This is a genomic window from Hylemonella sp. GW821-FHT12C09, from assembly GCF_058807395.1.
Genome location: NZ_JBXAQQ010000003.1, coordinates 379995 through 393142 on the forward strand (window position 1 = coordinate 379995; position 13148 = coordinate 393142).

A 13148-nucleotide genomic window follows, 5' to 3' on the forward strand; every position below is an offset into this window, starting at 1 on the left:
GGTGGGCGGCCTCAGCGGTGCGTGGCCGGCGCGTGGGGGATGCCTTCGATCGGACACTCCGGCGTGCCCACGGTGGAGCGCGTGAAGGCTTCCACCTTTTTGCGCGTGCCCTCGGGGTCACGGATCCACTCGCCGTAGAACTCGTAGGGGCAGGCGGCCACGCCGGTATCGCCTTCTCCCGAGTTGATCTTGCCGGTGTAGCCGCGGTGCACCAGCTTGAACAGGTGGTTCTCGCTCTGCCCGTTCTTGCGGAAGTCGCGGATCAGGCTCTTGGACAGCGCCGCGTACTGCACACCGTATTCCTCCTCGCCACATTCGCCCAGGGTGCGGCCGTCGAAGCCGACGATGGCCGAATGGCCGAAATAGCTGTAGACACCGTCCCAGCCCGCTGCGTTGGCCACGGCGACATAGGTGTTGTTGGCCCAGGCCATGGCCTTCGCCATCATTACTTGCTGGTCCTTGGCCGGGTACATATACCCCTGGCAACGCACGATGAGCTCGGCGCCCTTCATGGCGCAGTCACGCCAGATCTCGGGGTAGTTGCCGTCGTCGCAGATGATGAGGCTGACCTTCAGGCCTTTGGGGCCATCACTCACATAGGTGCAGTTGCCCGGGTACCAGCCTTCGATCGGCACCCAGGGCATGATCTTGCGGTACTTCTGCACGATCTCACCCCGGTCGTTCATCAGGATCAGCGTGTTGTAGGGCGCCTTGTTCGGGTGCTCCTCATGTCGCTCGCCGGTGAGCGAGAACACGCCCCACACCTTGGCCTTGCGGCAGGCCTCGGCAAAGATGGCCGTCTCGTCGCCGGGAACGGTGGCGGCGGTCTCGTACATCTCCTTGGCGTCGTACATGATGCCGTGGGTGCTGTACTCAGGAAAGATCACCAGGTCCATGCCGGGCAGGCCCTGTTTCATGCCCGTCACCATGTCGGCGATCTTGCGGGCGTTGGCCAGCACTTCGGCTTTGGTGTGAAGGCGGGGCATCTTGTAGTTGACGACGGCTACGCCGACGGTGTCGTTGCTGCTGGATATATCGCCGTGGATCATTTGCTTACTCCTGATGACTTGGTGTGTTGCTTGAATAGTTGGTTGTGGAAGTTTTTCCTTCCACCCCCTATCCCCCCCCGCCCCCTTCCCACCCTCGCCAGGGCGGGAAGGGGGAGCCGATTTGGTGGTTGGCGGATGGATGCGCTTCTACGGGGGTGAGGGCGCCACCGTATGTAGGGCGCCAACATTTCAGGCCAGCGGTCGTAGAGACCGCGAAGGAATGTGCGCTCGCCCGGCTGGCAGCTGCGCGCCAGCGACCGAGCCATTGACTACGACCGTAGCTCCGGAATCTCAGTGAGAAAGTGCAGGTCGCGACGTTGGCGTCGTAGAAGCGTAGTCGGCGCGAAGAAACAAAATCCGGCTCCCCCTTCCCGCCCTGGCGAGGGTGCTGAGCAACGGCGTAGCCGTTGCGCACCCATAGGTGGGGAACAGCCCCGCACGCGCGACCGCGCGTGCTCAGGGGCGGGGGGGGATAGGGGGTGGTTACAAAAGCATCCATACAAATGACGCCAGCAGTAAGAGAGTCAGTGACTAATCATCCAAGGCCGCTTGCCAGCAAACGACTTGCTCCCATCCGCCGCCGTCACGGTAGACCCACGCTTGCCACTGGTAGAACAGCACCCACACCCCGCCGGATGCTTGAGCCGCCCATACGACCCATCCCGCGACGACCGCGGTGCATGAGAGGCACGTTCGTTGGTCTCGTAAGCCTTGCGCGTCTCGCCGCTCAGGCAGGCCAGGCGTGGCCCGGCCACGAACACACGGGTGCTGACGCTGCCGCAATCCGGACAGGCACAGGGTTCGTTGCGCTGCGCCAGGCTGCGCAGGGCCTCGAAGCCCCCGCAGTCCGGGCAGTCGTAGTCGTAGGTGGGCATGCGGGGCTCCTGCTTACTTCACGTCTTGCGAGATCGGCATCTGGATGCTGCCGTCGATCATCTTCACCGGGCCGGCGGCCGTGGGGTTGATGTCGAAGTCGAAGATCTCGGTCGGCAGCCACAGGGTTGCGCAGGCGTTGGGCACGTCCACCACGCCGCTGATGTGGCCCTGCACCGGGGCCGTGCCCAGGATGGAGTAAGCCTGCGCGCCGCTGTAGCCGAACTTCTTGAGGTACTCGATGGCGTTCAGGCAGGCCTGGCGGTAGGCCACGTTGACGTCCAGGTAGTGCTGTTTGCCGGCCTCGTCCACGGAGATGCCCTCGAAGATCAGGTAGTCCTTGTAGTTGGGCGTGATCGGGCTGGGCTTGAAGATCGGGTTCCTGATGCCGTACTTGGCCATGCCGCCCTTGATCAGGTTCACGCGCATGTGCACCCAGCCGGCCATTTCGATGGCGCCGCAGAAGGTGATCTCGCCGTCACCCTGGCTGAAGTGCAGGTCGCCCACGCTCAGACCGGCACCGTCCACGTAGACCGGGAAAAACACCTTGGAGCCGCGTGACAGGTCCTTGATGTCGCAGTTGCCGCCGTGCTCACGCGGGGGCACGGTGCGCGCGCCTTCGGCGGCCACCTTCTTGGCGGCTTCGCCCGAGAGCTTGCCCAGGTGGGCGGTGGCGGCGAAGGGCGGGTTGGCCAGGCCGGGCACGCGGGTGGGGTCGGTGTCGATCAGCTCCTGCTCGCGCGCATTCCAGGCGTCGAGCATCTTCTTGTCGGGCAGGCAGCCGATCAGGCCGGGGTGGATCAGGCCCGCGTATTCGACACCCGGCACGTGGCGGCTCTTGGTGAACATGCCGTTGAAGTCCCAGATCGACTTCTGCGCCAGCGGGAAGTGGTCGGTCAGGAAACCGCCACCGTTCTTCTTGCTGAAGAAGCCGTTGAAGCCCCAGGGGCTCTCGTCCTTGGCGCCGATGTCCAGCAGGTCCACCACGAGCAGGTCGCCGGGTTCGGCGCCCTTGACGCCCACCGGGCCGGTCAGGAAGTGGACGATGGACAGGTCGATGTCACGCACGTCGTCGGCGCTGTCGTTGTTCTTGATGAACCCGCCGGTCCAGTCGTAGGTTTCGAGGATGAAGTCCTCGCCGGGGTTGACCCAGGCCGCCATGGGAATGTCCGGGTGCCAGCGGTTGTGCACCTGGGGGTTGCTGTAGGCGGATTGCTTGAGGTCGACTTTGATGAGGGCTTCAGCCATGGTGCTTCTCCTAAAGGTCAGGGTGAAAAAAATGGGTGGGGAGGGGTCAAACGGAAAGGTAGGACTTGATGCGCTTCACGTCGGTCTGGTCGCGCGCGGTCTCGTGTACCAGGCGGCCGCCTTCGATGACGAACAGGCGGTCGGCCACGTCCATGGCAAACGACAACACCTGCTCGGAGACGATGATGGTGATCTCGCGCAGCTTGCGGATTTCGTTGAGCGCCTTGGCGATGTCCTTGATGATCGAAGGCTGGATGCCTTCGGTCGGCTCGTCCAGCAGCAGCACCTTGGGGTCGGTCACCAGCGCGCGGGCAATCGCCAGCTGCTGTTGCTGTCCGCCCGAGAGGTTGCCGCCCTTGCGCCGGCGCATGTCCCACAGCACGGGGAAGAGCGCGTAGATCTCTTCCGGGATCTGCTTCGTTCTGGAGTTTTCCAGGCCGGTCTGGATGTTCTCCTCGACGGTCAGCGTCGGGAAGATCATGCGGCCCTGCGGCACGTAGGCGATGCCCTTGGCCACGCGGCGGTAGCTTTGGTCCTTCGAGACGTCCTGCCCGTCGACCAGGATCTGCCCGGACTTGAGCGGCAGCACGCCCATGAGGCTTTTGAACAGCGTGGTCTTGCCCATGCCGTTGCGGCCCATGATGGCAACCGTCTCGTTCTTGTTGCTGTCGAAAGAGATGCCGTGCAGGGCCTCGCTCTGGCCGTAGGCCGTGTACATGTCAGTGACTTTGAGCATTTCTGTGACTCCTTAGTGGTCAGTGATCCGTGATACCAAGCACCGCCAGCTCCGCTTGAAGCGATGGGGTGCAAAACCCAGGCGCACCACGGAACCGGCTTTGCCGGGCCGTCGGTGCGGTCCCCCTCCCGCCGAAGGCGAGAGAGGGGGAAGGCGCGCAGCGACTCAGGGGGTGTGGCATGTCAATGCCCCAGATAGACGTCAATCACCTTGGGGTCGGCCTGCACCGTGGCCATCGAGCCCTCGGCCAGGATCTTTCCCTGGTGCATCACGGTGACCTTGTGCGCGATCTGCTTGACGAACTCCATGTCGTGCTCGATCACGATCACCGAGCGGTTCTTGCAGATGCGCTTGAGCAGGTCCGCGGTGAGCTCGCGCTCGCGTGCGCTCATGCCGGCGATGGGTTCGTCCAGCATCAGCAGTTCCGGGTCCTGCATCAGCAGCATGCCGATTTCCAGCCACTGCTTCTGCCCGTGCGAGAGCAGGCCGGCCTCTTTCTCCAGCGTGTCGGCCAGGCCGATCTCCTCGGCCACCACCTGCACGCGGGCCTTCACCTCGTCGGTGCACTTGAAGCCCAGCGCGCCGAAGACCGAGCGGCCCGTGGGGTAGGAGACTTCCAGGTTCTGGAAGACGCTGAGGTTCTCGTAGATGGACGGCGTCTGGAACTTGCGGCCGATGCCGCGGCGCACACGGATGTGCTCGTCCAGCTGCGTCAGCTCCTCGTTCTTGAACTTGATGCTGCCGGCGCTGGCCTTGGTCTTGCCGCAGATCAGGTCCAGCAAGGTGGTCTTGCCCGCGCCGTTGGGGCCGATGATCACGCGCAGCTCGTTCTTGTCGATGTACAGCGTCAGGCTGTCGATGGCCTTGAAACCGTCGAAGGAGACCGTGAGGTCTTCCACGGCCAGGGCGAAGTCGGTATTGCTCATGGTGTGCTCCGGTGGGGTAGGTCAGGCGCTCTGGCCGCTGACAGAGCCCGTCAGGGGAGGCTTGCGGCCCGGGTTGCCGGTCTGCGTGACCGGGGCATCGGAAGCCGCGTCGGCTTCCACCGCCTTGCGGATGGCCAGGCGCTCGGCCTGCTTGCGCTGCCACCAGGGCTTGACCTTGGTTTCCCAGACGCCGGCCAGGCCGTCGGGGAAGGCCATGGTCACGCCGATGAAGAGCGCGGCCATCAGGAAGAGCCAGAGGTCGGGCAGGCTTTCGGAGAAGTAGGTCTTGCCGAAGTTCACCAGCAGGGTGCCGTAGACCGCGCCCACCAGGCTCATGCGTCCGCCCACCGCGGCGTAGATCACCATCTCGATCGAGGGCACGATGCCCACGAAGGACGGCGACATGAAACCCACCTGCAGCGTGAACAGCGCGCCGCCGATGCCCGACAGTGCCGCCGCCAGGCAGAACACGAAGACCTTGAACATGGCCACGTCGTAGCCCGAGAAGCGCACGCGGTCTTCCTTGTCGCGCATGGCCAGCAGCAGGGTGCCCAGCTTGCTCTTCTGCACCCACAGGCACAGGGCGATGCTGCCCAGCAGCAGGAAGGTGCAGAGGTAGTAGAGGAGGTACTTGGCGCTGTCGGTGCGGGTGTCCCAGCCCAGCACGGTCTTGAGGTCGGTCATGCCGTTGACGCCGCCGGTGTAACCCTGCTGGCCGATGATGAGCACCGTGAGGATCAGCGCCACCGCCTGCGTGATGATGGCGAAGTACACGCCGCCCACGCGCCGCTTGAACATGGCGTAGCCGATGATGAAGGCCAGCAGCATGGGCACCGCCACTACCGCGAACAGCGCGAAGGACAGGTGCTCGAAGGGCTGCCACCAGAGGGGCAGGGCCGTGAGCTGGTTCCAGTCCATGAAGTCAGGGATGCCGGGGGTGGACTGGATCTTGGTGGTGATCGGGTCCGAGGCTTCGAGCTTGAGGAACATGGCCATGGCGTAGCCGCCCAGGCCGAAGAACACGCCCTGGCCCAGGCTGAGCACGCCGCCGTAACCCCAGAGCATGACCAGGCCCAGCGCCACGAAACCGTAGGTCAGGTACTTGCCCACCAGGTTGAGGCGGAAGATGTCGAAGATCAGCGGAAAGGCGACCAGCAGCACGACGGCGAGTGTTAGCACGCTGCCCAGCTTCTTGCTGCCTATCCATGCGGTGAATTTGTTCATGGTTGGACTCCGGAGTAATGAAGCGGGTTCAGCGGCGCACCTTGCTGGCGAACAGGCCTTGCGGGCGGATCATCAGGATCACGACGATGAGCGAGAGCGTCAGCACCTTGGCCATGGAGCCGGTGATGAAGAATTCGCTGATGGACTGCGTCTGCGCGATGCCGAAGGCCGAGGCCACCGTGCCCAGCAGGCTGGCCGCGCCGCCGAAGGTCACGACCAGGAAGGAATCGACGATGTAGAGCGAGCCGCTGGTCGGGCCCGTGGAGCCGATGGTGGTGAAGGCCGCGCCCGCCACACCGGCGATGCCGCAGCCGATGGCGAAGGTCAGCCGATCGGTCTTGCTGGTGTTGATGCCGATGGCATTGGCCATGGTGCGGTTGCTCACCGTGGCGCGCACCCGCAGGCCCCAGCGACTTTTGTACAGGGCCAGCAGCACGCCGCAGGTCACGAAGGTGGTCAGGCCCAGCACGAAGAGGCCGTTGATCGGGATGTCCAGGCCTTCATGCGGCGACCAGGAACCCATGAGCCAGTCGGGCAGCGTGGGGCTGACCTCCTTGGGACCGATGGCGGTGCGGAAGACCTGCTGGATCGCCAGGCTCAGGCCCCAGGTGGCCAGCAGCGTGTCCAGCGGACGCTTGTAGAGAAAACGGATCAGTCCCCATTCCACCAGCCAGCCGGCGACGAAGGCCAGGCAGAAGGCCACCGCGATGGCGACCAGGAAGTAATAGGGCATGAGGTTGGGGGCGAACTTCTCCACCAGCGTGGAGAAGAGAAAGACCGTGTAGGCCCCGATGGTCATGAACTCGCCATGCGCCATGTTGATCACGCCCATCTGGCCGAAGATGATGGCCAGGCCCAGGCCCATGAGCAGAAGGACCGAGAACAGGCTCAGTCCGGCGAAGCCCTGCATGAGGGCGATATCGCGTATTTCAGAAAATTCCATGGCGTCACCTACCTGTCTATCTGTCTGTGTGCATATCGCGGGTGGCGGCCCCGGACACCCGGGCAGCCGCCACCGAGGGCCTGTTCACACTAATTTCTCAAGTGCGAACGAGGTGAAAACGGCGCCAATCTAGGCGCGCGACGACGCCCAGGCTGGCCGCCTGGGCTAGGAGTGCAACAACGAGTGGCGTCGTTTTCACCTCGTTCCCTTCGGGTTACGGCCAAAAAGGCCATGCGGGGTGTTGCGCGGACTTGCCGGGGGGCTACCCCGGCGGCGTCCTCGCGCCTACCGCATGACCTTTTTGTTCCGTAACGCATCTTGAGAAATTAGTGTGAACAGGCCCTGCTCCCCGAGCGATCTAAGGGATTACTGGTAACCCTTCGGGAAGGGATCGGGTTCGATCAGCTTGGGCGACTCGGCCACCACCTTGAAGGTGCCATCCTTGTTGCCGATGGCGATGCGCGACTTGCTCCACAAGTGGTGGTTCTCGTGCAGCTTCACGTAGCCTTCGGGCGCGGTCTTGAGTTCGATGCCGGGCGAGGCGGCCACGACCTTGTCCACGTCGAAGCTGCCGGCCTTCTCGACGGCGGCCTTCCACAGCCAGGGGCCCAGGTAACCGGCCTGCGTCACGTCGCCGATCACGGCGTCCTTGCCGTACTTGGCCTTGAAGGCCGCGACGAACTTCTTGTTGTTCTCGTTGTCCAGCGACTGGAAATACTTCATCGAGCTGTAGAAACCCGTGAAGTTCTCGCCGCCCACGCCGGTCATCTCGTCCTCGGTCACCGACAGGGTCAGCAGGAACTGCTTGTCACCGGTGATGCCGGCAGCCTTGAGCTGCTTGTAGAAGGCCACGTTGGAGCCGCCCACCACGGCCGCGAAGATGCAGTCCGGCTTGGCGACCTTGATCTTGTTGATCAGGGAGTTGAAGTTGGTGTTGCCCAGCGGGTAGTACTCTTCACCCACCACCTTGCCCAGCTTGCCCACGGACTCGATGTGCTTGCGCGCGATCTTCATCGAGGTGCGCGGCCAGATGTAGTCCGAACCGACCAGGAAGAAGGTCTTGGCCTTCTTCTCCTTCGAGCCCCAGTCCAGGCCGTAGATGATCTGCTGCGTGGCTTCCTGGCCCGTGTAGATCACGTTCTTGCTCTGCTCCAGGCCTTCGTAGAAGGTGGGGTAGTAGAGCAGGCCGTTTTCCTTCTCGAACACCGGCAGCACGGCCTTGCGCGAGGCGCTGGTCCAGCAGCCGAAGACGGCGGCCACGTGGTCGTTGACCAGCAGCTTCTTGGACTTCTCGGCGAAGGTCGGCCAGTCGGAGGCGCCGTCTTCCTTGATCACCTTGATCTTGCGGCCCAGGATGCCGCCCATGGCATTGATCTGGTCAATCGCCAGCTGCTCGGCCTGGATCGAGCCGGTCTCGGAGATGGCCATGGTGCCGGAAGAGGAGTGCAGCTGGCCCACGATCACTTCGGTGTCGGTCACGGCCAGCTTGGTCGTGTTGACCTTGGCGGTCGGGAACTGCTGGGCCAGGGCCAGGCCGGGCACACCGGCCACGGACAGGGCGCCCATGGCCTGCAGAACCTGGCGGCGCTGCAGACCGGTGGCTAGCGGGTGGGAGGGGGCGGACGGTTTCTTCATGAGGCACTCCAGTTAGAGGAAGAGGGAACCAGGAAACACCTGCGGGAGGTGCGGGCAACACCTTGTCACCACGGCCTTGAGATTAGGGAGGGGCGTGCGTATGGCCCATACGTCAATCAACGTAGTGAAGCCGGCGAAGCGAGTGAGTACGGTTCTTGCGTGTGCACCTGCATGGGATCCGGACTCACCAGAAAGAGGCGCCGGGACCCGCACGCACCGATATGACGAACGCACCGCAAAAGATCTTCCGCATCCGCCGCGACTACAACTCCTGGGTGGCCAACGAGACCCTGGAGGACTACGCGCTGCGCTACACGCCCCACAGCGCGCGCAAGTGGAGCGAATGGCGCGTGGCCAACACTGCCTTCGGCGGCATGTCCTTCCTGGCGCTGGAGGCCATTGGCGGGGCCATCGCGCTCAACTACGGTTTCGACAACGCCTTGTGGGCCATCCTGGTCATGGGGCTCATCACCTTCCTGACCGGCCTGCCCATCGCCGTCTACGCCGCGCGCTACGGCCTGGACATGGACCTGCTCACGCGCGGCGCGGGTTTCGGCTACCTGGGCTCCACCGTCACCTCGCTGATCTACGCGAGCTTCACCTTCATCTTCTTTGCGCTGGAGGCGGCCATCATGGCGCTGGGCCTGCAGCTGGTGCTGGACTGGCCGCTGGTGTGGTGCTACGTGCTGTCCTCGCTGGTCATCATCCCGCTGGTGCTCTACGGCATCACCTTCATCTCGCGCCTGCAGACCTGGACGCAACCCGTCTGGGCGCTGCTGCTGCTGTGGCCCTTCTTCTGGTTCGCCGTGGCCCAGCCCGAGCTGTACCGTGAGTTCACCGGCCTCTCGGGCCTCACCTCGGGCAGCAGCGGTTTCGAGCCGCTGATGTTCGGTGCGGCGGCGGCGGTGGCCTTCTCGCTGGTGGTGCAGATCGGCGAGCAGGTGGACTACCTGCGCTTCATGCCCGCGCGCACCGCCGCCAACCGCTGGCGCTGGTGGGCCTGCGTGCTCAGCGCCGGGCCGGGCTGGATCGTGCTGGGCATGCTCAAGATGCTGGGCGGTGCCTTCCTGGCCTTCGTCGCGCTGCAGTACGGCGCGCTGCCCGGTCACGCGGCCGAGCCCACGCAGATGTACCTGGTGGGCTTCAACCTCTCGCTGGGCAACCCGGCGCTGGCGCTGTGGCTCACCGTGCTCTTCGTGGTGATCTCGCAGGTCAAGATCAACGTCACCAACGCCTACGCCGGCTCGCTGGCCTGGAGCAACTTCTTTGCGCGGCTCACGCGCAGCCACCCCGGGCGCGTGGTCTGGCTGGTCTTCAACGTCATCATCGCCATGCTGCTCATGACCCTGGGCGTCTTCGGCGCGCTGGAGAAGGTGCTGGGCCTGTACGGCAACGTGGCCATCGCCTGGGTCGGTGCGCTGGTGGCCGACCTGGTCATCAGCAAGCCGCTGGGCCTGAGCCCGAAGGGCGTGGAGTTCCGCCGCGCCTATCTGTACGACCTCAACCCCGTGGGCCTGGGCGCCATGCTGCTGGCCGTGGTGCTGGCCGGCGTGGCCTACACCGGCGCGCTGGGCGACTACGCGGCCGCCTTCTCGCCCTTCATCGCGCTTTTCACCGCCATGCTGGCCGCACCGCTGCTGGCCTGGGCCACCCGGGGGCGCTATTACCTGGCGCGCCACGACCCCTCGCCCTGGAAACCCGGCGAGGTGGTGCGCTGCAGCGTCTGCGAAAACCAGTTCGAGAGCGCCGACATGGCCAGCTGCCCGGCCTATGGCGCGCCCATCTGCTCGCTGTGCTGCTCGCTCGAATCGCGCTGCCACGACCGCTGCAAGACCCAGTCGCGCGCGGCCGACCAGGTGCGCGACGCCCTGGCCGCCTTCCTGCCCGCCGGGCTGAACAACCGCTTCAACTTCCGCGTGGCGCAGTACTTCACGGTCTTCCTGGGCCTGTCCGCGCTGCTGGCCTTTCTGCTGGGCGTGGTCTATATGCAGGAAAGCCTGCACGCCCCGGCCGAGGCCTTGCGCATGCCCTTCATCAAGGCCTTCTCGCTGCTGGCCGTGCTGGCCGCCGTGTGCGCCTGGTGGGTGGTGCTGGCCAACGAGAGTCGGCGCATGGCGCACGACGAATCCGAGCGCCAGACCCAGCTGCTGCAGAAGGAGATCGACGCGCACCAGCGCACCGACGAGGCCCTGCAGGGCGCCAAGGAAGTGGCCGAGTCCGCCAGCCAGGCCAAGACACGCTATGTGGCCGGCATGACGCACGAGCTGCGCACCCCGCTCAACAGCATCCTGGGTTACGCGCAGATCCTGCTGCGCGGCAACGAGTTGCAGGGCAGCGCGCGCGAGATGGTCACCACCGTCCAGCAAAGCGGCCAGCACATGCACGCGCTGATCGACGGCCTGCTGGACCTGGCCCGCATCGAGGCCGGCCGCCTGCGCCTTGACCCGGCGCCGCTGCCCTTCCCCGAGTTTTTGTCCGAACTCGCACGCATGGTGCAGCCGCAGGCCGAGGGCAAGGGCCTGAGCTTCCGACTGGAAACGCAGGGCCGCGTGCCGGCCTGGGTGCAGGCCGACGCCAAGCGCCTGCGCCAGATCCTCATCAACCTGCTGGCCAATGCCGTGCGCTTCACCGACCGCGGCGGCATCGTCTTCCGAGTGGACTGCCGGCACGAGGTGCTGCGCTTCGAAGTGGAAGACACCGGCATCGGCATCGCCCCGCAGGACCAGGAGCGCATCTTCCAACCCTTCGAGCGCGGCAGCGCGGGCCGGCGCACCAGCGAGTCGGGCACCGGCCTGGGCCTGACCATCACCCACCTGCTCACCGAGCTCATGGGTGGCGACCTGAGCCTACGCAGCGCCGTGGGGCAGGGCAGCACCTTCAGCGTGCGCCTCTATTTGCGTGAGATCGATCCGCCGGCCGTGCCCGCGGTGCGCCACCTGCGCCCCATCGTGGGTTACCTCGCGCCGCGCCGCACCCTGCTGGTGGTGGACGACCAGCCCATCCAGCGCCAGCTGCTGGCCAGCCTGCTGCTGCCCCTGGGTTTCATCGTGCGCGAAGCCGCCAGCGGCCGCGAGGCGCTGGAGATCCTGCAGCAGTACCGACCCGACGCGGTGTTGCTCGACATCAATATGGACGACCTCAACGGCTGGCAGACCGCGCAGCTCATACGCGCAAGCGGCCCTGCGCAGCTGCCCATCATCTTCGTCTCGGCCGACCCTTTCGAGAACCGCCCCGAGCTGCTGGCCGCCGTGGGCGCGCAAGGCTTCGTGAGCAAGCCCGTGATCGAGTCCGAGCTGCTGGACCTGCTGGCCCGCGTGCTGCAGCTGGAGTGGGTGCACGAAACCCAGCGCCTGGCCGCGTCCCCCACTGCGCCCGACGGCGCCACCGCGCTGCCGCTGCCCGCCGAGCTGCGCCAGAGCCTCATCGCCATGGCGCGGCTGGGCAACGCCAGCGGCCTGCGCAACCTGCTGCGCAACAGTGCCCAGGAGGCGCCCGCCATTGCCGACGTGCTGCAGGCCCTGGTGGTGCATGTGGACCGTTTTGACTTCACCGCCCTGATCGCCCGCCTGAAAGAGACCGAAGATGAATCCGCCTGAACCCCCGCCCGCGTCCACCGTCTCCAGCGTGGTGCTGGTGGTGGACGACGCGCCCGAGACCCTGCGCATGCTCTGCGACGCGCTCGCCATCGAGGGCTACACCGTGCTGGTGGCGCGCGACGCCATCGAGGCGCTGGAGCGCTTCGAGATGGCCGTGCCCGACGCCGTGCTGCTCGACGCCATCATGCCCGGCGATGACGGCTTCACCCTCTGCCGTCGCCTCAAGGGCGTGCCCTCCTGGGCCCACGTGCCCGTGATCTTCATGACCGGCCTGGCCGAGACCGAGCAGATCGTCGAGGGCTTCGCCAGCGGCGGGGTGGACTACGTCGTCAAGCCGCTCAAGATCCCCGAGGTGCTGGCCCGCCTGGCCACGCACCTGCGCAACGCCCATGTGAGCCGGCTGGCGCGCGAGGCCGTGGACGTGGCCGGCCTGGGCGTGGTGCTGCTGGACACGCAGGGCCGCATGGCCTGGCGCTCGCCGCAGGCCATGCGCTGGCTGCAGCAGGCCCTGGGCCCCGAGCAGGACGAAGCGGCGCTGCGGCAGTGGCTGCAGCGCGTGGTCAGCGAGGGCGAGACCCTGGCCGCGCTGCCCGACGGCAGCCAGCTGCAGGCGCGCTACCTGGGGCAGGGCGGCCCCGGGGAAGTCATGGTGCTGCTGCGCCAGACCGCGCCCGTGCAGGACGCCGCGCACAAGCGCCTCTCGGGCGCTTCGCTCACCCCGCGCGAGACCGAGGTTCTCTCCTGGCTGGCCAAGGGCAAGACCAACCGCGACATCGGCGACATCCTGGGCATGAGCCCGCGCACGGTGAACAAGCACCTGGAGCACATCTTCGAGAAGCTGGGGGTGGAGACGCGCACCGCGGCGGCGGCGATTGCGAGCAGTTTGTTGCAGGAAGGTTAGCGTTATGCGGATTGAGG

The 13148-nt window shown here is 65.6% G+C and carries 10 protein-coding genes; 2 read left to right on the forward strand and 8 right to left on the reverse strand.

The window, feature by feature from the left end:
* Positions 1-11 precede the first annotated feature (11 nt).
* The 8 genes from AC1RRP_RS07705 to urtA form a co-directional block, all read right to left on the reverse strand.
* Positions 12-1049 (reverse strand): aliphatic amidase, encoded by a 1038-nt coding sequence (locus tag AC1RRP_RS07705; protein ID WP_493034791.1) that lies wholly within the window; start codon positions 1047-1049, stop codon positions 12-14.
* 524 nt (positions 1050-1573) lie between these two features.
* Entirely contained in the window at positions 1574-1924 is a 351-nt protein-coding gene (locus AC1RRP_RS07710) for an FmdB family zinc ribbon protein (RefSeq protein ID WP_493034793.1), read from the reverse strand.
* Between the two features lie 13 nt (positions 1925-1937).
* Complete coding sequence (fmdA, locus tag AC1RRP_RS07715) at positions 1938-3170, reverse strand: formamidase (protein WP_493034795.1); 1233 nt, start codon at positions 3168-3170, stop codon at positions 1938-1940.
* Between the two features lie 46 nt (positions 3171-3216).
* Positions 3217-3906 (reverse strand): urea ABC transporter ATP-binding subunit UrtE, encoded by a 690-nt coding sequence (urtE, locus tag AC1RRP_RS07720; protein ID WP_493034797.1) that lies wholly within the window; start codon positions 3904-3906, stop codon positions 3217-3219.
* Between the two features lie 182 nt (positions 3907-4088).
* Entirely contained in the window at positions 4089-4832 is a 744-nt protein-coding gene (gene urtD / locus AC1RRP_RS07725) for an urea ABC transporter ATP-binding protein UrtD (protein WP_493034799.1), read from the reverse strand.
* A gap of 21 nt (positions 4833-4853) precedes the next feature.
* The gene (urtC, locus tag AC1RRP_RS07730) at positions 4854-6056 is read right to left on the reverse strand and encodes an urea ABC transporter permease subunit UrtC (protein WP_493034801.1); all 1203 of its coding nucleotides are present in this window, start codon (positions 6054-6056) and stop codon (positions 4854-4856) included.
* Positions 6057-6084: 28 nt separating this feature from the next.
* Complete coding sequence (urtB, locus tag AC1RRP_RS07735) at positions 6085-6999, reverse strand: urea ABC transporter permease subunit UrtB (RefSeq protein WP_493034803.1); 915 nt, start codon at positions 6997-6999, stop codon at positions 6085-6087.
* 366 nt (positions 7000-7365) lie between these two features.
* Positions 7366-8634, reverse strand: a complete 1269-nt coding sequence (gene urtA, locus AC1RRP_RS07740; protein WP_493034804.1) for an urea ABC transporter substrate-binding protein — start codon at positions 8632-8634, stop codon at positions 7366-7368.
* A gap of 221 nt (positions 8635-8855) precedes the next feature.
* Here urtA and AC1RRP_RS07745 point away from each other — a divergent pair, with 221 nt between their 5' ends.
* Both AC1RRP_RS07745 and AC1RRP_RS07750 read left to right on the forward strand, forming a co-directional pair.
* Positions 8856-12230 carry a hybrid sensor histidine kinase/response regulator gene (locus AC1RRP_RS07745; RefSeq protein ID WP_493034806.1) on the forward strand — a complete coding sequence of 1125 codons (3375 nt, stop codon included), beginning with the start codon at positions 8856-8858 and terminating at the stop codon, positions 12228-12230.
* Positions 12217-13131 (forward strand): response regulator, encoded by a 915-nt coding sequence (locus AC1RRP_RS07750; protein ID WP_493034808.1) that lies wholly within the window; start codon positions 12217-12219, stop codon positions 13129-13131. Before AC1RRP_RS07745 ends, AC1RRP_RS07750 begins: the two co-directional genes overlap by 14 nt.
* Positions 13132-13148 lie beyond the last annotated feature (17 nt).

Excerpts from the sequence above, each read along its gene's own strand:
- AC1RRP_RS07745 (WP_493034806.1), top strand. The coding sequence starts at position 8,856 with ATGACGAACGCACCGCAAAAGATCTTCCGCATCCGCCGCGACTACAAC.
- urtA (WP_493034804.1), bottom strand. The coding sequence starts at position 8,634 with ATGAAGAAACCGTCCGCCCCCTCCCACCCGCTAGCCACCGGTCTGCAG.
- urtE (WP_493034797.1), bottom strand. The coding sequence starts at position 3,906 with ATGCTCAAAGTCACTGACATGTACACGGCCTACGGCCAGAGCGAGGCC.
- AC1RRP_RS07750 (WP_493034808.1), top strand. The coding sequence starts at position 12,217 with ATGAATCCGCCTGAACCCCCGCCCGCGTCCACCGTCTCCAGCGTGGTG.
- fmdA (WP_493034795.1), bottom strand. The coding sequence starts at position 3,170 with ATGGCTGAAGCCCTCATCAAAGTCGACCTCAAGCAATCCGCCTACAGC.
- urtD (WP_493034799.1), bottom strand. The coding sequence starts at position 4,832 with ATGAGCAATACCGACTTCGCCCTGGCCGTGGAAGACCTCACGGTCTCC.
- AC1RRP_RS07710 (WP_493034793.1), bottom strand. The coding sequence starts at position 1,924 with ATGCCCACCTACGACTACGACTGCCCGGACTGCGGGGGCTTCGAGGCC.
- urtB (WP_493034803.1), bottom strand. The coding sequence starts at position 6,999 with ATGGAATTTTCTGAAATACGCGATATCGCCCTCATGCAGGGCTTCGCC.
- urtC (WP_493034801.1), bottom strand. The coding sequence starts at position 6,056 with ATGAACAAATTCACCGCATGGATAGGCAGCAAGAAGCTGGGCAGCGTG.
- AC1RRP_RS07705 (WP_493034791.1), bottom strand. The coding sequence starts at position 1,049 with ATGATCCACGGCGATATATCCAGCAGCAACGACACCGTCGGCGTAGCC.